We start from the raw sequence: 20748 nt of genomic DNA, 5'->3' as shown, positions 1-20748 counted from the left end.
CCGTGCACCTCACCGGCCGCTCCGTCGTCGTCCTCCTCGTCGGCCTCGTCCCCGTCGTCCTCTTCGGAGGGCGCGCCGAGGTCGCCTTCGGGGTGCTCGGGCTCTGGCTGCTGCTCTGGGCGGCCCTCGTCGGCGTCGACCTGCTCGTCGCCGGCTCCCCCCGGTCCGTCGGTCTCGAGCGCCGCGTGCCCGACCGGGTGCGGCTCGGCGAGCGGGCCGAGGCCACCCTCCTGCTGACCAGCACCGGCCGTCGGAGGATCTCCGGAATCGTCCGCGACGCCTGGGAGCCGTCGGCCGGCGCCGTCGCGACGCGGTCGGCGCTGCGTCTCCCTCCGGGTGAGCGCCGCGCGGTCACCACGGTGCTCGTGCCCGTCAGGCGCGGTGAGCGGCGGGCGCTGCACGTCACCGTCCGATCGGAGGGGCCGCTCGGCCTCGCCGGACGGCAGGCGACGCACGCCGCTCCGGCCGCCATCCGCGTCCTCCCGCCCTTCCGCTCCCGCCGCCACCTGCCCTCCCGCCTCGCGCGCCTCCGCGAGCTCGAGGGGCGCACGAGCGTGATGATCCGCGGTCAGGGCACCGAGTTCGACAGTCTGCGCGAGTACGTCCGCGGCGACGACGTCCGCTCTCTCGACTGGCGGGCGACGGCGCGACGCCGCGAACCGGTCGTGCGCACCTGGCGTCCCGAGCGCGACCGCCGGGTGATCCTCGTGCTCGACACGGGCCGCACCTCGGCAGCGCGCATCGAGGACGAGCCGCGCCTGGACACCGCGATCGAGGCGTCCCTGCTGCTCTCGGCCCTGGCGGCCTCGGCGGGCGACCGGATCGACGTCCTCGCCTTCGACCGCACCCGCCGGGCGCGCGTGCACGGGGCGACCGGCACGGAGGTGCTCGGGCGCGTCGTCGACGCCCTCGCCCCGATCCAGCCCCAGCTCGTCGAGACCGACTGGTCGGCCGTGCCGGCGCAGGTGCGGGCGCTCGCCTCGCAGCGCTCCCTCGTCGTCCTGCTCACCGCCCTCGACTCCGTGGGCGCCGCGGAGGGCATGCTGGCGGTCCTCCCCCAGCTCACGCGGCAGCACACCGTGGTCGTCGCGTGCGCGCTCGATCCGGAGCTCGTCGAGATGGCGGCGGATCGCGGTGACCGTGCCGCCGTCTACACCGCCGCCGCCGCGGAGCGCTCGCTCACCGACTCCGACCGCCTCGCCGCGGCGGTGCGGCGGCTGGGCGGGGACGTCGTGCTCGGGGAGCCGCAGCGGCTGCCTCCGCTGCTCGCCGACCGCTACATCGCGCTGAAGGCGGCCGGCCGGCTCTGAACCGAGCCCGTCGCTCAGCCCTCGGCGATGCTCCGCGAGCCGGCCGCGAAGCGGTCGAGATCGCCCGTCTCCCCCGCGCGCGCAGCGCGGCCGCCGAGCACGATCATGTAGGCGAGGAACGCGAGCAACGCGAGCGCGCCGATGCCGATCTTCAGCCACCACGGCCAGGGGGCGGGAGTGACGAAGCCCTCGATGACCCCCGAGACGAAGAGCACGAAGACCAGGCCGATCGCCACGGTGAAGAGGCTGCGCGCGTCCTCGGCGAGAGCCTGGCCGCGGGTCCGTGCGCCCGGGGCGATCCAGGCCCAGAAGATGCGCAGGCCGGCCGCCGCCGCGACGAACACCGCCGTCAGCTCGAGCTGCCCGTGCGGGGCGATGTAGAGGAAGAAGGTGTCGCCCTCGCCGACGTGGAACATGACCGCGATCGAGGTGCCGAGGTTCTGCGCGTTCTGCAGCAGGATGTAGGGCACGTAGACGCCGACGATCCCGAAGGCGACGCACTGCGCCGCGATCCAGGCGTTGTTCGTCCACACCTGGCCGGCGAACGACGCGGCGGGGTTCTCGGAGTAGTAGTCGATGAAGTCGTTCTGCGCGAACCGCCGCAGCTCCTCGTCGTCGCCGAGGGAGGCGAGCAGCCGCGCGTCGCCGAGGATCCAGACCGCGTAGAGCGTCGCCACGAGCGCCGTGGCCAGGGCGACGGCGAGGGTCAGCCAGCGGAGGCGGTAGAGGGCAGCGGGGAGGGACACGACGACGAACCTCGACACGGCGGCGAGCGGCTCCTCCCTCGTCCCCGTCAGGCGCCCGCGTGCCCGCGACAGCGAGACGGCGAGCCGGGTGCCCGCGGCGGTGGAGCCGGCGGTCGAGGTGATCGCGGCGAGATCGGCGGAGGCGGACTGGTAGCGCTCCACCAGCTCGTCGGCCTCGTCACCGCTCAGACGGCGCCGGCGGGAGAGCTCGTCGAGGCGCGTCCACTGCGCGCTGCGCGCGGCCGAGAGAGCGTCGATGTCCATCTGTTGAGATGATAGCCGGGGCGTTCCGCGCCCGGGCGCGGCCGTTCGTCGCGGTGGCCGGCACCGGAACGGCCGGGAGGAGCACCATGGGCGGGCAGCGGATCGACGAGCGCGACGACTCCGGGCTGATCACCGGCGAGGCGATCGCGCTCGACGTGCCCGTGACCTCGTTCGTCCTCCGCGCGTCCGGCGCGATCATCGACCTGCTCGCCGAGTTCGTGCTGGCCTTCGGCCTCCTCTACCTGGTCGCCGCGCTCGCGGGCGAGGGCGGACTCGACGATGCGGCGCTCGCGGCCGTCGGCATCGCCGCTCTGGTGGTCTCGCTCGTGCTCGTGCCCGTCGCGGTCGAGACGGCGACGCGCGGGCGCTCCCTCGGCAAGCTGGCTGTCGGTGCGCGCATCGTGCGCGACGACGGCGGCGCCATCGGCTTCCGGCACGCGCTCGTGCGCGGCCTCACCGGGGTGCTCGAGATCGTGATGACGGCCGGCGGTCTCGCCGCCGTCGTCGGGCTCCTCTCGCAGCGCTCGCGCCGCCTCGGCGACATCCTCGCCGGAACGCACAGTCAGCTCGAGCGGGTTCCGCGGGTCGCGCCGCTGCAGGTCGAGGTCCCGGCGCCCCTGCTCGGCTGGGCGGCGACCGCCGACGCGGCCCGGCTGCCCGACGCGCTCGCCCGCCGGCTCGCGCAGTTCCTCCGGCAGCGCGGCGGGATGACGGAGCCGTCGCGGTCGCAGCTGGCGGCCTCCCTCGCCGACGAGGCAGCGGCGTTCGTCTCGCCGATCCCGAACGCACCGGCCGAGGACTTCCTCCTCGCCGTGGCAGCCCTCCGTCGCGCCCGGGAGGAGAGGGCCCTGCGTCTCGCCGATCAGCGGCTCGCCCGCCTCGGTCCGGTCCTCGCGAGCGCCCCGCGGGGGTTCCCGCAGCGGGAGCGGCCCGCGCCGGCACTCCGCGATCAGCCGGCGCCGGGCGGGGACGGCTCGCTGTAGCGCACCGTCTGCCAGCCCCTGGGCACGAGCAGGCGCCGATCGTGCTCGGCGCAGAGGTCGTAGCCGTGCGGGTCGGGAGCCGGACTGAGCGGTCCGACGGCCACCAGCGAGTCGCGGTAGTCGTAGGTGAGGGTGACCACGGCGTCGGAGGCGCAGCCCGTCCGCGAGCACAGCCGTCCGTTCATCAGGCACACAGTAGCAAGGCACGCGGCACCCGCTCCGCGCGGCCGTAGTCTTGACGCATGCCCCGCGCTCGTCGTTCCACCGCACGTCAGGCGACCACGGTCCGCGGCGGGTCGAGGGACCGGCACGGGCGCGGCATCCGCGGCCAGGTCACCGGCCCCCACCTGCCTCCGCTGCAGACGCGCACCGATTTCTTCGAGATGACCATCGGCTCCGCGATCGACTACCTCCGCGGCGCCTGGCCCGAGGAGCTCGCCGGCATCCACGTCGACGTCGCGGCGACCCCCGACGTCGATCCGGCCCGGCTGCAGGGAACGGGCATCGCCCGCTGGCGCGTGGATCACGCGGCGCGGCGCATCACGCTGTACCGCGTCCCGATCGAGCGCCTCGCGAAGCTGCACCGCCGCGACGACTGGCACCAGCGGATGCTGATCGAGAGCTACGTCTTCCGTGCGGTCGCCGAGCTGCTCGGCCGCGACCCGTGGGACATCTCGCCGGACCGCTTCCGCCACCTCTGACGCGCTCCGCCGCGCGCTGAGCGGCCGGGCCGCCCGAACCGTGCCGGTCGACTCAGTGCGAGTAGACCGTGACCGGGGACGAGAGCGGCCCGGGCGGGACGATCGGGTACGACGCGATCCTGCCGTCGCTGGAGATCGAGACCGAGGCCTGCACGGGCTGGTCGCTCGACACGACGACGGAGTCGGCTCCGAGCTCCGTCGACGCCGCCGCGAACGGGCCGATCTCGAGCGTCCGCGATCCCGCGTCCGACTCGATCACCACGGAGGCCGACGAGTCGCTGGCGTTCGCGAGGTGCAGGCGGGAACCCGCCTCGCCGGTGTTCCCGACGCCGAAGGGCACCGACGTCGCCGTTCCGCTCGCGAACCAGGCGAAGTCGGTTCCCGCCGGTCCGGTCGAGGTCGTGCGTCCCGCGGCGACGATCGGCTGATCCGACCGGAGGGTGATCCGGTACGAGCCGTCCGCGAGACCCGTCAGCGGGACCTCGCCGACGCGCCCGGCCGCGGCGACCACCTGGGTGGACGTGCCCAGTCCGCTCGGGTCCTCGTTCGCGACCTCGATCGACACCGTGGTGTCCTCCCCGCCCGGGGCGAGGATCCTCAGCACGGGGGTGCCGGAGCCGCCGCTGCCGTCGTCGCTCGCGGTGTCGGCGGGCGGCGTCGCGACGGTGAAGCCCGAGATGACGGTGATCGTGTCGGCGCCGGCCGAGGGAGAGGACGTCTCGACTCCCTCCGGAGCGAGTCCCGCGATCGCACTGCTCTGGAGGGTCGCGGCGACCTCGCCGCCGCGGGCGGTCATCCGGATCACGGGCTGGACGACATCGGGCGCGAGCCCGGCGAGCGGGAGGACGCGCACGGATCCCGCCGGGACGACGATCCCCGTCGCTCCGGTCGCCGTGATCGGCCCCTGCTCACCGTAGAGAGCGAGGTCGACGGTCGCGGCGACCTCGCTGGCGTTGGCCAGGACGAGGACGGAGGTGAGTCCGACGTCGGTCGATCCCGCGACGAGCCAGCTGTCGGCCGACGGCTCGGCGCAGCCCTGCGCGGCGAGCCCCGAGACCGACTCGTTCGCGATCGACTGCGTGGTCGCGCCTCCGGGGGTGGGGTCGGACTCGGCGGGCACGCTGAGCGCGTCGATGCCGGTCCCGCCGGTCGCGACGTCCGGTTCTGCCAACGGCGCGGACGACGAGGTGGCGTCCCGAGGCCAGACGGCGGTCCCGGAGCCCGGGAACGAGCGCAGCTCCCGGGGCTCGCTCGCGTCGATGAGGTCTCCGCCGCAGACGAGGGTGCTGTCGGCCGCGACCGGAGCGACGACGACCCCCTCCGCCGTGCGGGTCACCGCGGGGAGCGGGATCAGCTGCGGCAGGACGACGGCGGCCGCTGCGATCACGAGGCCCGTCACTCCGGCGATCGCGCGCAGGGCCGACCGGCGCCGGCGAGCGGCCGACGGCGCCTCCCGGCGGCGGGTCGACGCGGTCGAGCCGGCCGATGCCGCGCGGGAGCGGCGTTCGGCTCGCCGATCGCCGCGGGGCGCGCGAGCCGGGGATCCGGTGTCGGTCGGCATTTTCTTCTCCTGGTCGGCGGGATCAGACATCGTCGGTCCCGTCGTCGAACTGGCCGGTCGCCTCGCCGGGCTCGTCGTCGATCCCCGCGACCGGGGCGCCGGAGCGCGCGCGCTCGAGCGAGAGCCCGGTGGGGACGGCGAGGAGGAAGGCGACGAGGAACACGATGAGGGCGGCGATCGTGTAGGCGATGCCGAAGGGGCCGACGACTCCGGTCGGGGCGGCATCGACGCGGTCGCCGTCGGTGTCGACCGCCGTCCACAGCAGCCCGTAGCGGGTGTCTCCGACGGCCGAGAAGGCGGCGTTGCCGTCGAGGGAGACGGCGGCGCGGGAGCGGACGGCGGAGGCGGCGGCACCGGCCTGGGCGCCGGGATCGGTGAGCACCACGAAGCGGACACCGAGATCCTCGAGGGCGGAGCCGACGTCGAAGCCGGTGCGCGAGACGAGGTTGCCCGCGAGCTCGTCGATCTCGTCGGTGCTCTCGGCGCCGGTGGCGGCGAGGGTCGACTGCTGGTCGAGCGTCGCACCCGCTCCGCGCTCGAGGCGGGCGAGGACGCCTCCGTCGGACTGCGGGACGAGCACGATGGTGCCGACCCGCGGGTCGTTCTGCGCCTCGGCGGCCACGTAGGCGGGCAGCGAGCGGTCGGCGGCGGTCGTGACCGAGCTGCTCCCCGCCGGGAAGGCGACGGCGAGGGGAGCGACCGCGATCGCGACGGCGACGGTGACGACGATCGCCGGGACCAGGCGGAAGGACGGCAGCGCGGCCACCGACAGCGAGAACCCGATCACGAGGCCGAGCCAGTAGAGGCTGAGCCCGGTGCCGCTCCAGACGGCGACCGGCTCGGAGCCGCTGGTCGTGAGCTGGAGGCCCTGGGCGAGGGAGGCGGTCACGAGACCGAGCGCCGCCACGCCCACCCCGCCGAGCGCCGAGAGGTTGTTCGGGAGCAGGAGCGAGGCGAGCGCGGCGACGATCAGCGGGAGGACGAGCACCGCGGTGGCGAGCGGAGCGGCCGAGGCCGAGATGTTCAGCGTGCCGAGGAACTGCAGCCACCCACTCGACAGACCGCTCGGGACGCCGGCGAGGAGCGAGAACAGGTCGGCCCGGGTCGAGGCGAGCGGGACGCCGGGGTCGGCGAGGACCGCGAACCAGTCTCCGCGGGCACCCTGCGCGACGACGATCGGGAAGAGCAGGACGAGCGCGGGGATCGGCAGCCCGGCGAACCGGCCGATGCGCCGGCCCGCCGTCGCGAGCACCACGAGCCAGACGGCCAGGAGCGGCAGCGCGAGGATCGGGGCGCACGCGACGACCGCGGCCGCGAGGATCGACGCGGTCGCGGAGGAGGACCACGACCGGTAGGCGCCGAACCCGGCGAAGAAGAGCCAGGGCAGCAGGACGTGCACCAGGATCGCCGCGGGTCGTCCGTCGGACTGCGCTGCGAAGAACGCGGGGGCGAGGATCCAGACGAGTGCACCGGAGGCGCGGGCGATGGGCCGCGGGGTGATCCGCGCCACCATCAGCCAGGCGCCCATCGCCGCGATCGGCAGCGCGACGAGGTAGAGGAGGACCATCGAGAAGCTCGGCGACCAGAACGTCAGCGAGCCGAGGACCGCGAGCACGGCCGCGAACGGATCGGCGGCGCCGATGAATCCGGAGCCGAGATCGCGCCATCCGTAGGCCGCGTTCCGCCAGAGCTCGGCCACCGTCGGCGAGAGCGTGAGCAGCCCGCCTCCGCTGATCGCGGACGCGGCGAGGAGCGGCGTGTAGAGGATGAGCCCGGTCAGGGCGGCGACGAGCACGATCCAGACGCCGCCGCCCTGGAAGAAGTGCAGCGGGTGGCGCTCACGGGTGGCCTGGACTCTGACCGCGTCGTGCCGCACCGAGCGGAGCTGCCGGACGACGTCGAGCGGGATCCGCAGGGGGGCGACCGCCTTCCAGCCGACGTTCTTCGACGAGCGGAGCACCCTGCGCGCCCGGAGCACCTTGGTGCCGCCGAACGCGACGACGAACGCGGCGATCAGCTCGCCTCCCACCAGGCCCGGCTGCTTGCGGAGGAGCCGGACGACCGCTCGGCCGATCGCGAGCGGGACGAGCGAGAGCCAGTGCAGGATCAGGAGCGGGACCGGAGCGTAGGCGAGACGCCGGTGCAGCTGCGCGGTGCGGTGCTGACGGGCGCGACGGCGCTCCCCGCTGTCGATGCGGCGGCCGTCGGGGCGCTGCAGGCCGATGCGGGCGGTGGTCACCCGGGCGTCGGGCACACGGCTGACCCGGTGACCGGCGAGCCGCGTGCGGATCGAGAAGTCGAGGGCGTCGTCGACGACGGGCAGCCCGGGATCGAAGCCGCCGAGCTCCTCCCACAGGCTGTGACGGACGAGCATGCCGCCCGCCGAGACCGCGAGGACGTCGGGCGTCGCGTCGTGCTGGCCCTGGTCGAGCTCGTCCTCGACGAGGTGGACCGTCGTGCCGTAGCGCGTGATCGACTCCCCGTAGCTCCGGATGTAGCCGGAGCGCGTCCAGTCCATGACCTTCGGGCCGGCGACGGCGACCGACGGAGCGACCTCGACGGCACCGAGGAGCGCGGCGAGGGCACCGGGCTCGGGTGCCGAGTCCTGCGCGAGGAGCCAGAGCCACTCGTCCTCCCCCGCCGGCGGCTGCATCACGCGCACCGCGCGGGCGACGGCCTGGCCGAAGGGCAGGTTCTCGGCGACCTGCACAAGCTGCGTGGGGCCCCATCCCGAGAGGAGCTCTCCGGTCGCGTCCCTCGAGCCGCCGTCGACGAAGACCGTGGCATCGGGTTGACGGGTCTGCGCCCGGAGCGCCGCGAGGGTTCGCTCCAGGTACGCCGCGCCGTTGCGCGCGACGAGGACGGCGGTGACTCGTGGATACATCGCGGACCACCCTAGGTGATGGCGACTCGGTGCCCGCCTGCGGCTCGCCGCCCTCTCGGAGCCGCGGCGATCGGGCCCGGGTCCGGGCGAACGCTCCGGTGGATCGCTACGCGCGGCGTCGGAGCTTGCGGCGCTCGCGCTCGGAGAGCCCGCCCCAGATGCCGAAGCGCTCGTCGTTCTCGAGCGCGTACTCGAGGCACTGCGAGCGGACCTCGCACGAGGTGCAGATCTTCTTCGCGTCGCGGGTGGATCCGCCCTTCTCGGGGAAGAACGCCTCGGGGTCGGTCTGCGCGCACAGCGAGTCGACCTGCCAGGAGAGGGCTCCGCCGGGAGCCTCCGTCTCGGTGTCGATGCCGGGACGGACGCCGGGGACACCCAGTCGGACGGGATCGACGAACCAGTCGTCGGGGACTCCGGAGCGAGAGTCGGGAAGTGCCATGTCGTCTCCTACCCCGCCTGCGACCGATGAACCGCGAGCCGCTCCTCACCGGAGTAGCTCGCCAAGGTAATTACACCGGTGTCATTCGCCCAGGTCAAGTCGCGGACCATAAACCCTCAACCCGCCCTGGAGGGTTCACGACACACCGGCGTGTCGCGACTGTGTCGATCCTCGCGGGAGACGTCACGCCGTCGACGCGCTCCTCGCCTGCCAGGCGCTCTCGACCATCTCGGCGATCGAGTGCCGCATCTCCCAGCCGAGGTCGCGCGCGGCGGTCTCACCCGACGCGACGATGCGCGGCGGATCGCCGGGGCGACGGGCGGCCACCTCGGGGGTGAAGTCGATCCCGGTGCTGGCCGCGATGGCGCGCATGATCTCGCCGACGGACGCACCGGTGCCGCTGCCCAGGTTGTACACGGGCTCGATCGGCTCCCCCGCGGCGAGTCGTCGCGCTGCAGCGACGTGCGCGAGGGCGAGATCGGCGACGTGGATGTAGTCGCGCACGCAGGTGCCGTCGGGAGTGGGGTAGTCGTCGCCGTTGATCCGGGGGGTGCGACCGGCGAGGAGCGCCTCGAAGACGAGCGGGAAGAGGTTGTGCGGGCTGGTGTCGTAGACGTCGGGGTAGCCGGAGCCGACGACGTTGAAGTAGCGGAGGGAGGCATGGCGCACGCCGTGGGCACGTCCCGCGTCGGCGAGCAGCCACTCGCCGATCAGCTTCGACTCGCCGTAGGGCGACTCCGGGCTCTTGGGCGTGCTCTCCGTGACGAGGTCGACGTCGACCGCGCCGTAGACGGCCGCACTCGAGGAGAAGACGATCGACGACACCCCCGCGCGCTGCATCGCACCGAGCACGCGCATCGTCCCCGTGACGTTCTGCTCGTAGGTGTGCAGGGGGCGCTGGACCGACACTCCGGCGTACTTGAAGCCCGCCACGTGCACGACGCCCTCGATCGAATGCTCGGCGAACACGGAGTCGAGCAGCTGCTCGTCGAGGATCGACCCGCGGTGGAAGGGAATCCCCTCCGGCACGAACGAGTCGTGCCCCGAGGACAGGTCGTCGACGACGACGGGGTCGATCCCCTGCTCGGCGAAGGCCCGCACGACGTGCGCCCCGATGTACCCGGCTCCTCCGGTGACCAGCCATGCCATGCGAATCCTCCTCGTTACCGGCGCCCGCGCCGCGCGCCGGAGCCACCCTATCGGCGACCGGAGAACGCTCCGATCCGGCAGGAATGCGTCGCCTGGCGATATCCTGCCGACATGCTGCACTCGGTCGCGCTCGTCGCCCTCCCTGACCTGGCCCCGTTCGAGTTCGGAGTCGTCTGCGAGGTCTTCGGCATCGACCGGAGCGAGCAGGGCGGCCCGGCGTTCGACTTCACGATCGTCACCGCCGACCCCGGTCCGGTCCGCACGAGCCTCGGCTTCGACATGATCATCACCGACGGCCTGGAGGCGGCGGAGGGCGCCGATCTCATCGCCGTTCCCGCGCACTCCCGAGGCGACGTCGACGAGCGCGTCCTCGCGCTCCTCCGCCGCGCCCACGCGCGGGGCGCCTGGATCCTCAGCGTCTGCAGCGGCGCCTTCACGCTCGCGCAGGCCGGCCTGCTCGACGGGCGGCGCGCGACCACGCACTGGATGCACGCCGAGGAGCTCGCGCGCCGGCACCCGGCCGTGAGCGTCGATCCCGACGTGCTGTTCGTGCAGGAGGGGCGCATCGTCACCAGCGCCGGCACCGCAGCCGGGATCGACGCCTCGCTGCACATCGTGCGGGAGGAGCTGGGCGCCGCGGTAGCGAACGTCGTCGCTCGGCGGATGGTCGTGCCGCCGCAGCGCCACGGCGGCCAGGCGCAGTACATCCGCACCCCGATCGCCGAGGTGCGGGCCGATTCGTTCGCGGACGTCACGGAGTGGATGCTCGACAACCTCGACCAGGACCTGACGATCGAGACCCTCGCCCGGCGCGCGCTCATGTCGCCGCGCACGTTCGCGCGTCGCTTCCGCGCCGACCTCGGCACCACTCCCCTGGCGTGGCTCAACCGGCAGCGGCTGCTGCGCGCCCAGCAGCTCCTGGAGGAGAGCGACCTGCCGCTCGAGACGATCGCCGGACGCGTCGGCTTCGGCACGGCGGCGGTCATGCGGCACCACTTCGTGCGGGTCCTCCAGACGACGCCGGCCGCCTACCGCCGCACCTTCGCGTGCGCGGAGGCGTCCTGACGTCCCGCGCGATCCCGTCGAGCAACGGGGCTGTCGAGAGACGCCACTTCCCGGCCGCGGTCAGACGGTCGCGACGAACAGCGTCCCGCGCCCGGTGACCTCGAGCGCCTGCTCCGACGGGGTGATGTAGACGCTCCCGCCCCGCTCGACGCGCGTCTCGCCCTCCGCCCCGCGCAGCGAGAACGCGCCGGCGGTCGCGATCGCGATCGCGGGACCGGTCAGGGCGACGGGCACGGGCTCGTCCGAGACCGGCTCGACGACCGCCAGTTCGAAGTCGGGAACGTCGGGGCGGTAGACGCGCAGGCCGGCGGCCGGCTCCTCAGGCCGCAGGTAGGGCACGGGCAACGGCGAGAAGTCGAGCACGACGACCAGTTCGGGCACGTCGATGTGCTTGGGGGTGAGACCGCCGCGCAGCACGTTGTCGGAGGCGGCCATCAGCTCGACCCCCGTGCCCAGCAGGTAGGCGTGGATGTTCCCCGCCGGAAGGTAGAGCACCTCGCCGCGGGCGAGCCGCACCCGGTTGAGCAGCAGCGAGAGCGCGATCCCCGGGTCGCCGGGATAGGCGGCGGCGAGGTCGCGGACCGTCGCCGCCTCGAGCCGGTCATCGCCCTCCGAGGCGCGGATCACGGCGTCGACCAGGCGGGTGACCTCGGCCCGGTCGCCGTCGGCGAGGAGCCAGGTGACGGCGGTGCGGAGCGACGCCTCGGGCTCGCCCTCGAGCAGGGAGGCGAACCGCACGATCGCCGCGGAGTCCTCCGCCGGCGCGCGATCGGCGAGCTCCGCGAGCAGCTCGCGCGTGGCCTCCGGCTCGCGGAACCCGCAGAGCGCGTCGAAGCTCTCGCTCAGCGCGTAGATCAGCTCGGGCTTGTGGAACGGGTCCTTGTAGTTGCGCTCGGCGGCGTCGCGGGCGATCCCCGCGGCGTCCTCCTCGACGAAGCGGCGCTGCGCCCGCTCCGACGAGGGGTGCGCCTGCAGCGAGAGCGGGCCGCCCGCCGCGAGGATCTTGAGGAGGAACGGGAGCCGCGGCTCGCCGGAGACGGGGTCGACCGAGCCGTCCACCCCAGCGAGCGCCGTCTCGGGATCCCGGGCGATCCACTCCGCGAGGGTCGACGCTCCGACGGTGCCGGGGTCGAGGATCCGCGCCGGCGAGCCGGGGTGCGCCCCCAGCCACAGCTCCGCCTCCGGAGCGCCGGACGCCGTGGTGCCGAGCGCTTCCGAGATGCCGGTGAGCGAGCCCCAGGCGTAGTCGCGGGGAGTGTTGCCGATCGGGATGAACACGGGGCGGCCGCCTTCCGTCCTGGAGTGGGTCGGAGCCGCACGTCCGGACCCTGGCCCGGGCCGCTCCGCCCCGACGCTAGCAGGATCTACAAGGGCGACCGCCGAAGACGGCGAGCGCCTTGGCGCACTCCGCCAGCGGGTGCGACGGCCGCCCCGAGTCCTTCGTACGCTGGCACGAGCCGCATCGTCGCCGCTGTCGCGGCCCCGGCGATGCGTCACCGAGCAAGGGAGCGATGGACATGGACAGCACGACCTTCGAGATCCTGGCGGCCGACTTCTACGGCTTCGCCGGGCGGCTCTCGCCCGACGAGAAGCAGCTCCTCGTCGGCGTCCGCGCCTTCCTCGAGGAGCAGGTCCGACCCGTCGCCGACGACTTCTGGGAGCGGGCGGAGTTCCCGCGCCACCTGATCCCCGGGATCCACGCGACCGGCGTGATCGGCCTCTCGTGGCCCGAGACGCGGGCGATCGAGAACTCGGCCGTGTTCCGCGGCTGGGTCGCGCTCGAGCTCGGTCGCGTCGACGCCGGCATCGCGACCTACGTCGGGGTCCAGAACGGTCTGGTCATGGGCACCGTCGGCGTCGCCGGCTCCGAGGAGCAGCGGGCCGAGTGGCTCCCGAAGCTCGCCTCGGGCGAGGTGATCGGCGCGTTCGGACTCACCGAGCCCCAGTCGGGGTCGGACTCGGCGCAGGGCCTGCGCACGACCGCGCGCCGGGAGGGCGACAGCTGGGTGCTCGACGGCGCCAAGCGCTGGATCGGCAACGCGACCTTCAGCGACATCACCGTCATCTGGGCCAAGGACGTCGCGGACTCGCAGGTGAAGGGCTTCCTCGTCCCCACCTCGACGCCCGGCTACCGTGCGACCGCGATCGCGCGCAAGCAGAGCCTGCGCACCGTGCAGAACGCCGACATCGTGCTCGAGGGCGTCGTGGTCCCCGAGTCGCTCCGCCTCCAGGGCGCGAACTCCTTCCGCGACACCGCGAAGGTCCTCCGGCTGACCCGCGCCGAGGTCGCCTGGCAGGCGATCGGAGTCGCGATCGGCGCCTACGACGCGGCCCTGCGCTACGCCCGCGAACGGGTCCAGTTCGGCAAGCCGCTCGTCGAGCACCAGCTCGTGCAGGACCTGCTGGTGAAGAGCATCGGCAACATCACGGCGAGCATCGCGCTGGCCACGCGCGTCTCCGAGATGCTCGACGACGACGAGCAGCGCGACGAGCACTCCGCGCTCGCCAAGGCCTACACGACGACGCGGATGCGCGAGACCGTCGCCTGGTGCCGCGAGGTGATGGGCGGCAACGGCATCGTCCTCGACTACGGCGTCGCGCGGTTCTTCGCGGACGCCGAGGCGCTCTACTCCTACGAGGGCACGCGCGAGATGAACACCCTGATCGTCGGACGCGCCATCACCGGCAGCGCGGCCTTCGTCTGAGCCGCGGCCGCCCGCCCGCTCCCTAGACTGTTCGCCATGATCCGACGCGCCGCGCCCGCCGCTCCCCGAGCGCTCGCGGTCGCCGTGCTCACGGTCATGGTCGGCGGTCAGGCGCTGCGGAACCTGGCCGGCTGGTGGGGCTGGGGCGCCGTCGTCGTGACTCTCCTGATCGCCCTCGTGGTCGTCGTCCTGCGCGAGCGCCCACGGCTGCGCTGGAGCCGCACACCGAAGGCGCTCGTCGCGTTCCTCGCGCTGGTCGTGCTCTCGCTGCTGTGGTCGGCCTACCCCGGGGCGAGCGCGATCGGCGTCGCCGCGCAGCTCGCGACGAGCTTCGGCGGCGTCGTCCTCGCCCTGACGCTGAGCGCGGGAGCCTTCGTCACCGCCCTCGGGCGCGCCCTGCGGATCACGGTCGGCCTCTCCCTCCTGTTCGAGCTGGTCGTCGCCGTGTTCGTGCGCGCGCCCGTCCTCCCGCTCGTGATCGACCTGCCGGAGGGCCGGATCCCGGACGCGTTCTACTGGTCGCTCTCCGCTCTCTTCACGGGAGAACCGATCCAGGGTCTCGTGGGCAACCGCAACCTGCTGGGCTTCGCCGCGCTCCTCGGGCTGATCGTGGTCGTGATCGAGCTGGCGGCCAGGAGCATCGGGCGGCGCTGGGGCGTCCTCTGGATCGCGCTCTTCGTCGCCACCCTCCTGCTGACCCGCTCCTCCACGGTGATCCTGTGCGTCCTCGCCGTCGCCCTGGCCGTGGTCTTCGCGCTCTGGGCGAGGCGACGCGGAGAAGCGGGGCGGCGCCCGGTGTACGCGACCGCCGCGGGAGTCGCCCTCGCCGTGGTCGTCGGGACGGCCGTCGGCTGGAGCGCGCTGCTGGGCGTCCTCGGCAAGAGCGAGGACGCGACCGGGAGGCTCGACATCTGGAGGGCGGTCTGGGGACTCGCCTCGGAGCGCCCGCTCCTCGGCTGGGGCTGGGTGAGCTACTGGGCACCGTGGGCCGCTCCGTTCGACACGCTCGCCGAGCGCAAGGGCGTCCTCTACCTGCAGGCGCACGATGCGTGGCTCGACGTCTGGTTCCAGCTCGGGCTCGTCGGCCTCGTCCTCTTCGTCGCTCTCACCGCGTCGACCCTGTGGCGCTCCTGGTTCCGCGCCGTCGATCGGCCCCGGCGCAGTGCCACGACGACCCTCCCCTACTCGGCGCTCTCGCTCGCGCCCCTGCTGCTGGTCGTCGCGCTGCTCGCCCAGTCCCTCGCCGAGAGCCGGATCCTGATCGAGGGGGGCTGGCTGCTCCTCGTCGCCCTCGCGGTCCTCACCAAGCAGCCCGCGAACGAGTCCGAGGACGTGCTCACCGCCGAGCCGATCCCCCTCGCCGTCGAGCGCCCCGGTCGATGAGCGGCCGGACGCCGTCCGCGCTCCCGGCGTCCCTCGCGGATGCGATGGCCTCGCCGCAGTTCGCGGCGGCGCTCGCGCAGACCGCCCTCTTCGCCGTTCTCTGCGCTCCCGCCGTCCGCGGCGTCATCGGCTGGCCCGGGTACATCGCCGCGATCACCGCGCTCACGATCCTCGCGGGAGGGATGCTGGTCCTGCGCTGCGGCACGCTCGACTGGGAGGGGCTGCTGCCCACGAGCATCCTGGTGTTCCTCGGGTGGATCGGGCTCAGCGTCCTCTGGAGCGGCTACCAGTGGGCGACGGTCTCGAGCGTCGCCTACCAGTTCGCGCTGGCCTTCCTGGCGATCGCGATCGGGCTGACCCGCGACATCATCCAGATCATCCGCGCGGTCGGCGATGTGATGCGCGTGGTGCTCATCGGCTCGATCGCCGTCGAGGTGCTCGCGGGCGTCCTCATCGACCGGCCGCTGCGCTTCCTCGGCGTCGAGGGACTGCTGGCGTCCGGCGGTCCGATCCAGGGACTGGTCGGCACCCGCAACCAGCTCGGCCTGGTCTGCCTGATCGCGATCGTGACGTTCTCGGTCGAGCTGATGACGCGGTCCGTCGCCCGCGGTCCGGCCGTCGCCTCGATCGTGCTCGCCGCCCTGACGCTCCTGTTCACCCGCTCCGCCGTCAGTGCGGGCGTGCTCGTCGTCGCCGCGGTGGTGGCCCTCGCCCTGCGCTGGGTCCGCCGCGGCGACGGGGCCGGCCGGCGCACCCGGCAGTACGTGACGCTCGGGGTCGCGGCGGCGGCCGCGCTGACGGCCTGGATCTTCCGCTCGCAGGTCATCGACCGGCTCAACGCCGGCAGCGAGTTCGAGTTCCGGCTCACCCTCTGGCAGCAGGTCTGGCGCTTCACCGACCTCGCCCCGATCATCGGCTGGGGGTGGGTCGGCTACTGGCGCACCGATCTGTACCCGTTCACCGCGATCGACTACCTCTCCCGCCGGCCGCACTCGTCGAGCCTGAACGCGGTCTTCGACCTCGCCCTCCAGGTCGGGGTGGTCGGAGTCGTCCTCTTCCTGGTGCTCGTCGGCCTCGCGCTGTGGCGCTCCTGGCTGATCGCCTCCGAGCGCAAGGCCGTCGTGCACGTCTGGCCGGTGCTCGTGCTGACCGTGCTGATCGTCACCGCCCTCGCCGAGAGCTCGATCCTGCTCGACGCGGGCTGGCTGCTGCTGGTGATCTGCGCGATGCGGGCCGCGCAGGGGCTCAGCTGGCGCCGCCTCCTGCACGCGCGCGACTGACACCGCGACGCTCGGCGACGGCGCGGAACACCGCGAGGTGCTCCTCGCGGCAGCGCTCCCAGCTGAAGCGGGCGGCTCGCTCGACTCCGAGGGGGGCGAGCTCGGCACGCCGGTCGATCGCCTCGAGGATCCCGTCGGCGATCGAGCGCGGTTCGAGCGGGTCGACGTAGACGGCCGCGTCGCCGCAGATCTCGGGGAGCGACCCCGAATCGGCCGCCGCCACCGGGCAGCCCGACGCCATCGCCTCGATCGGAGGCAGGCCGAAGCCCTCGTAGAGGCTCGGGAACGCGAGGACCGCGGCCCGGCGGTAGAGATCGGCGAGCTCCTCCGGAGAGACGTGGCCGCGCCAGTCGACGAAGTCGGGCAGCGGCGCGAGCCGGTCGAGGTCGCCTCCCGTGAGCACGAGACGGAGCGGGTGGCCCTCGGCCCGCAGGAGCCGGAGGGCCTCGAACAGCCGCTCGTGGTTCTTGTGCGGCCACGCGCGCGCCGGATAGAAGACGAAGTCCTCGCGCTCGGCGAGATTCGGCCGGAACCGCGAGGTGTCGACTCCGAGGTGCGAGACGTGGATCCGCTCCTCCGGGATGCCGAGCAGCTCGACGATGCGGCTTTTCGTGAAGGCGCTGATCGTGATCACGGCGTCGGCGCGCCGCGCCGTGGCCTCGTAGGCGACGCGTCGGAAGACGCGCTCGACGAGCGGGAAGAGCTGCGGCAGATCGCGGTGCTGCAGGTCGAAGAGCATCTGCACGTGCCCCTGCCTGCGCGAGGGGTAGGGCAGGGGGACGGTGAACGGGAAGTAGAGGATCTCCCCCGCGCCCAGCGTCCGGCGCAGCCGGACGGTCCGCACCAGAGCCTGGAGCATGCCGATCGCCCGCCGGCGGTGACCGGCGCCGCTGACGACCCCGTCGGCGACGATCTCGGGAACTCCCTCCGAGAAGCCGCGGGCGTTCTCGGGCACCAGAGCACGCACGCGCAGCCCCTCCTCGCCGGGTCGCGGGACGAGCAGCCGGGTGAGCGCCCGCGCGTAGGTCTCGCCTCCGCCCATGCCGCCGGGATCGACGGTGAGCACGGCGAGCGTGACGGCGAGCTTGTCCGGCATGGCGTCCAATCGTGACGGCGGGTGCACGTGTCCGAGCCGGGTCAGGATACCGGCGCACGCCTGCACCGCGGCCCCCTGCGCGCTCCTGCTCCCCGGCGCCGGGGAGGCCGGTGGGTAGTATGTAGCCCGCTGTCATCGACCCCGACGAAACGGACCACCACGTGCCCCGCGCTTTGATCACCGGAATCACCGGCCAGGACGGCCTCTACCTCGCCGAGCTGCTGCTCTCGAAGGGCTACGAGGTCTTCGGCCTGGTCCGCGGGCAGAACAACCCCAAGTACGAGCTCGTGCGCCGCACCGTCCCCGAGGTGAAGCTGCTCACCGGAGACCTCACCGACGTCTCGAGCCTCGTGCGCGTGCTCGCGGTGGCCCAGCCCGAGGAGGTCTACAACCTCGGCGCGATCTCGTTCGTCGCCTACTCGTGGGAGAACGCGTCCCTCACCACCGATGTCACGGGCAAGGGCGTCCTGAACATCCTCGAGGCGACGCGCCTCTACGCCGGCGACGACATGTCGCGGGTCAAGTTCTACCAGGCCTCCTCCTCCGAGATGTTCGGCAAGGTCCAGCAGGTCCCCCAGAGCGAGGAGACCCTGCTCTGGCCGCGTTCGCCCTACGGCGTCGCGAAGGTCTTCGGTCACTACATGACCATCAACTACCGCGAGTCCTACGGGATGCACGCCTCCTCCGGCATCCTCTTCAACCACGAGTCGCCCCGACGCGGCCCCGAGTTCGTCACCCGCAAGATCAGCCTCGCGGTCGCGCGGATCAAGCTCGGCCTGCAGGAGTCGCTCGAGCTGGGCAACCTCGACGCCAAGCGCGACTGGGGCTTCGCCGGCGACTACGTCGACGCGATGTGGCGGATGCTGCAGCAGCCCGAGGGGGACGACTACGTCGTCGCGACGGGCGAGACCCACGAGATCCGCGAGTACCTCGACATCGCCTTCAACCACGTCGGCATCGAGGACTGGACCCCCTACGTCACGCAGAACCCCGCGTTCATGCGTCCGGCCGAGGTCGACCTGCTCATCGGCGACCCGGCGAAGGCCCGCGACGTCCTCGGCTGGGAGCCGAAGGTCTCGTTCCCCGAGCTCGTCTCGATGATGGTCGAGAACGACCTCGCCGAGCAGTCCGCCCTGATCAGGTAGCGGTCGTGCCGATCGCCTTCGTCACCGGGGCGAGCGGGCAGGACGGGGGCTACCTCGTCGAGCGCCTGCTCGCCGACGGCTGGGACGTCTCCGCCCTGGTGCGCGGGGGCGACGACGCCGCGCTGCCCGCGGCCGTCCGTCCCCTCGAGGGCGACCTCCGCGGTCCCGAGGGTCTCGGCCGGGCGGTCGCGGAGGCGGCCCCCGACGCGGTCTTCCACCTCGCCGGCATCTCCTCCGTCGCGCAGTCGTGGCAGGAGCCGGTGCTGACCGCCGAGGTCACCGGCACGGCGGTCGCCGCACTCCTCGAGGCGGCGCTGACTCTGCAGGAGTCCTCGGGTCGCGAGGTCCGGTTCGTGCAGGCCTCCTCCTCCGAGATCTTCGGAGCGGCCACCGAGAACCCGCAGACGGAGTCGACTCCGATCCGCCCGGTCTCCCCCTACGGAGCCGCGAAGGCGTTCGCGCACCTGCTGGTCGGCGTGTACCGCGGGCGGGGGCTGCACGCCTCCTCCGCGATCCTCTACAACCACGAGTCGCCGCGCCGGCCCGAGAGCTTCGTCACCCGCAAGATCACGGCGGGCGTCGCCGCCATCGCCGCCGGCACGGCGGAGGAGCTCTCGCTCGGCAACCTCGACGCCCGGCGCGACTGGGGGTGGGCGCCCGACTACGTCGATGCGCTCCTGCGCGCCTCCCGCGCCGACTCGGCCGACGACTACGTCGTCGCGACGGGAGTCTCGCACTCGGTGCGCGAGTTCGTCGGTGCGGCGTTCGCCGCCGCCGGGATCGACGACTGGGAGGGCCGGGTCGTCATCGATCCGCGCTTCGCCCGGCCCGTCGACGCCCCGGAGATGCGCGGGGACGCTTCGAAGGCCCGGAGGGAACTGGGCTGGGCGCCGACCGTGGGTTTCGAGGAGATCGTCGCGAGGATGGTCGAGAACGACCTCGATCTCGCACGGCGAGCGGGCTGACGCGCCGCCACCGCCCCGCGCCGCCTCCGCTCGGCGCTCGGGCGGGTACGTACAATGATCTGGCTGCCGTCACGGCAGTGCTATGGCTGGGAGACCGATGAGCAGCAGGAAATCGACGATCACGCGCGCGGTCGACCGCGTCGACGCGATCTCCCGGGAACCGTTCCACCAGAGCGGTACGCAGCCCGGCGAGGGCCGCTCCAGCGGATTCGTCTCGGCCCTGGTCGACATCTTCCGGCACCGCGAGCTGCTCAAGCTCCTCGTCAACCGCGAGCTGAAGGCGCGCTACAAGGACTCGAGCCTCGGCTTCGTCTGGACCCTCATCCGCCCGCTCGTCATGCTGATGATCTACTACGTCGCGATCGGGCAGTTCCTCGGCGCGGCCCGCGGGATCCCCGTCTTCGCGATCTTCGTCTTCTGCGGCCTGACGCTGTGGAACCTCTTCAGCGAGATCGTCGCGACCGGCACCACCTCGATCCTGGCGAACGCCGGCCTCATCAAGAAGGTGTACCTCCCGCGCGAGATCTTCCCGGTGGCGACCATCGGCGCCGCGCTGTTCAACTTCGCAGTGCAGTTCCTGGTGCTGATCGTCGGGGCGATAGCGCTCGGAGCGTTCGAGTTCAGCTGGCAGCTGCTCTTCATCTTCCCCGCACTCGCGGTGACGCTGGTCTACGGGCTCGCGCTCGCCCTGGCGCTGTCGGCGCTCAACGTCTACCTCCGCGACATCCAGTTCCTCGTCGAGGTCGGGCTGCTCATCTTCTTCTGGCTCTCGCCGATCACCTACGCGTGGTCGTTCGTCGTCGAGACGGTCCCGGCGTGGCTCGAGCAGATCTACCTCCTGAACCCGATGACCAACGCGATGCTCGCCTTCCAGCGCGCCATCTGGGGGCCGGGCTCGCGCGAGACGCAGATCGAGCAGAGCGACGGGAGCATCCGCACCATCGCCGGGCAGCCCTGGCCGGCGGACATGGCTCTGCACCTCTTCATCGTCTTCCTCGTGGGCGTCGTGCTGGTGTGGGTCGCGCACCGCATCTTCCGCCGCCTCGAGGGCAACTTCGCCCAGGAGATCTGA

Annotated in this window: 18 protein-coding genes; 10 read left to right on the top strand and 8 right to left on the bottom strand. The window is 72.9% G+C overall.

Annotated features, from left to right (window positions below; all coding sequences use genetic code 11):
* Positions 1-2 precede the first annotated feature (2 nt).
* On the top strand, positions 3-1310 hold the full coding sequence (locus B9Y99_RS04330) for a DUF58 domain-containing protein (protein ID WP_085475333.1): 1308 nt from the start codon (positions 3-5) through the stop codon (positions 1308-1310).
* A 14-nt stretch (positions 1311-1324) separates the two neighbouring features.
* On the opposite strand, the gene B9Y99_RS04325 is transcribed toward B9Y99_RS04330, so the two are convergent.
* On the bottom strand, positions 1325-2320 hold the full coding sequence (locus tag B9Y99_RS04325) for a stage II sporulation protein M (protein ID WP_085475332.1): 996 nt from the start codon (positions 2318-2320) through the stop codon (positions 1325-1327).
* Positions 2321-2406: 86 nt separating this feature from the next.
* Between B9Y99_RS04325 and B9Y99_RS04320 the strand changes: the two genes are divergently transcribed.
* On the top strand, positions 2407-3303 hold the full coding sequence (locus B9Y99_RS04320; protein ID WP_085475331.1) for an RDD family protein: 897 nt from the start codon (positions 2407-2409) through the stop codon (positions 3301-3303).
* On the opposite strand, the gene B9Y99_RS04315 is transcribed toward B9Y99_RS04320, so the two are convergent.
* On the bottom strand, positions 3270-3488 hold the full coding sequence (locus B9Y99_RS04315; protein WP_085475330.1) for a DUF3499 family protein: 219 nt from the start codon (positions 3486-3488) through the stop codon (positions 3270-3272). The two genes, B9Y99_RS04320 and B9Y99_RS04315, sit on opposite strands and share 34 nt — an antisense overlap.
* A gap of 57 nt (positions 3489-3545) precedes the next feature.
* Between B9Y99_RS04315 and B9Y99_RS04310 the strand changes: the two genes are divergently transcribed.
* Positions 3546-4004, top strand: a complete 459-nt coding sequence (locus B9Y99_RS04310; RefSeq protein ID WP_085475329.1) for a metallopeptidase family protein — start codon at positions 3546-3548, stop codon at positions 4002-4004.
* 52 nt (positions 4005-4056) lie between these two features.
* Here the strand turns inward: B9Y99_RS04310 and B9Y99_RS18690 are convergent, their stop codons facing one another.
* The 4 genes from B9Y99_RS18690 to galE all read right to left on the bottom strand — a co-directional run bounded on the left by B9Y99_RS18690 (position 4057) and on the right by galE (position 10037).
* Positions 4057-5565, bottom strand: a complete 1509-nt coding sequence (locus B9Y99_RS18690) for a DUF5719 family protein (RefSeq protein ID WP_085475328.1) — start codon at positions 5563-5565, stop codon at positions 4057-4059.
* Positions 5566-5587: 22 nt separating this feature from the next.
* On the bottom strand, positions 5588-8449 hold the full coding sequence (locus B9Y99_RS04300) for a glycosyltransferase family 2 protein (RefSeq protein WP_085475327.1): 2862 nt from the start codon (positions 8447-8449) through the stop codon (positions 5588-5590).
* Positions 8450-8555: 106 nt separating this feature from the next.
* On the bottom strand, positions 8556-8888 hold the full coding sequence (locus tag B9Y99_RS04295; protein WP_085475326.1) for a WhiB family transcriptional regulator: 333 nt from the start codon (positions 8886-8888) through the stop codon (positions 8556-8558).
* A gap of 183 nt (positions 8889-9071) precedes the next feature.
* A complete protein-coding gene (gene galE / locus B9Y99_RS04290) occupies positions 9072-10037 on the bottom strand; it encodes a UDP-glucose 4-epimerase GalE (protein WP_085475325.1) in 966 nt (321 codons plus the stop codon).
* A gap of 111 nt (positions 10038-10148) precedes the next feature.
* On the opposite strand from galE, the gene B9Y99_RS04285 reads away from it, so the two are divergent.
* Positions 10149-11102, top strand: a complete 954-nt coding sequence (locus B9Y99_RS04285) for a GlxA family transcriptional regulator (RefSeq protein ID WP_085475324.1) — start codon at positions 10149-10151, stop codon at positions 11100-11102.
* Between the two features lie 60 nt (positions 11103-11162).
* Here B9Y99_RS04285 and manA read toward each other — a convergent pair whose 3' ends face one another.
* A complete protein-coding gene (gene manA / locus B9Y99_RS04280) occupies positions 11163-12380 on the bottom strand; it encodes a mannose-6-phosphate isomerase, class I (protein WP_085475323.1) in 1218 nt (405 codons plus the stop codon).
* Between the two features lie 239 nt (positions 12381-12619).
* Here manA and B9Y99_RS04275 point away from each other — a divergent pair, with 239 nt between their 5' ends.
* The 3 genes from B9Y99_RS04275 to B9Y99_RS04265 are packed head-to-tail and all read left to right on the top strand — an operon-like array spanning position 12620 to position 16470.
* Positions 12620-13807, top strand: coding sequence for an acyl-CoA dehydrogenase family protein (locus B9Y99_RS04275; RefSeq protein WP_085476234.1), 1188 nt, complete (start codon positions 12620-12622; stop codon positions 13805-13807).
* Positions 13808-13843: 36 nt separating this feature from the next.
* Positions 13844-15190: an O-antigen ligase family protein gene (locus B9Y99_RS04270; protein WP_085475322.1), complete on the top strand. Its 1347-nt coding sequence runs from the start codon at positions 13844-13846 to the stop codon at positions 15188-15190.
* Between the two features lie 44 nt (positions 15191-15234).
* Positions 15235-16470, top strand: coding sequence for an O-antigen ligase family protein (locus B9Y99_RS04265; protein WP_165759529.1), 1236 nt, complete (start codon positions 15235-15237; stop codon positions 16468-16470).
* Here the strand turns inward: B9Y99_RS04265 and B9Y99_RS04260 are convergent.
* Complete coding sequence (locus B9Y99_RS04260) at positions 16436-17566, bottom strand: glycosyltransferase family 4 protein (protein WP_085475320.1); 1131 nt, start codon at positions 17564-17566, stop codon at positions 16436-16438. The genes B9Y99_RS04265 and B9Y99_RS04260 overlap by 35 nt on opposite strands.
* 161 nt (positions 17567-17727) lie before the next feature.
* Here B9Y99_RS04260 and B9Y99_RS04255 point away from each other — a divergent pair, with 161 nt between their 5' ends.
* The 3 genes from B9Y99_RS04255 (at position 17728) to B9Y99_RS04245 (ending at position 20748) form a co-directional block, all read left to right on the top strand.
* Complete coding sequence (locus B9Y99_RS04255) at positions 17728-18711, top strand: GDP-mannose 4,6-dehydratase (RefSeq protein ID WP_085475319.1); 984 nt, start codon at positions 17728-17730, stop codon at positions 18709-18711.
* 5 nt (positions 18712-18716) lie between these two features.
* Entirely contained in the window at positions 18717-19676 is a 960-nt protein-coding gene (locus tag B9Y99_RS04250; protein WP_129587887.1) for a GDP-mannose 4,6-dehydratase, read from the top strand.
* A 97-nt stretch (positions 19677-19773) separates the two neighbouring features.
* Complete coding sequence (locus tag B9Y99_RS04245; RefSeq protein WP_085475318.1) at positions 19774-20748, top strand: ABC transporter permease; 975 nt, start codon at positions 19774-19776, stop codon at positions 20746-20748.

The organism is Rathayibacter oskolensis (genome assembly GCF_900177245.1).
Classification (GTDB): Bacteria; Actinomycetota; Actinomycetes; order Actinomycetales; family Microbacteriaceae; genus Rathayibacter; species Rathayibacter oskolensis.
Note: the sequence above shows the minus strand (reverse complement) of the source record. Positions and strands in the feature narration are given on the sequence as shown.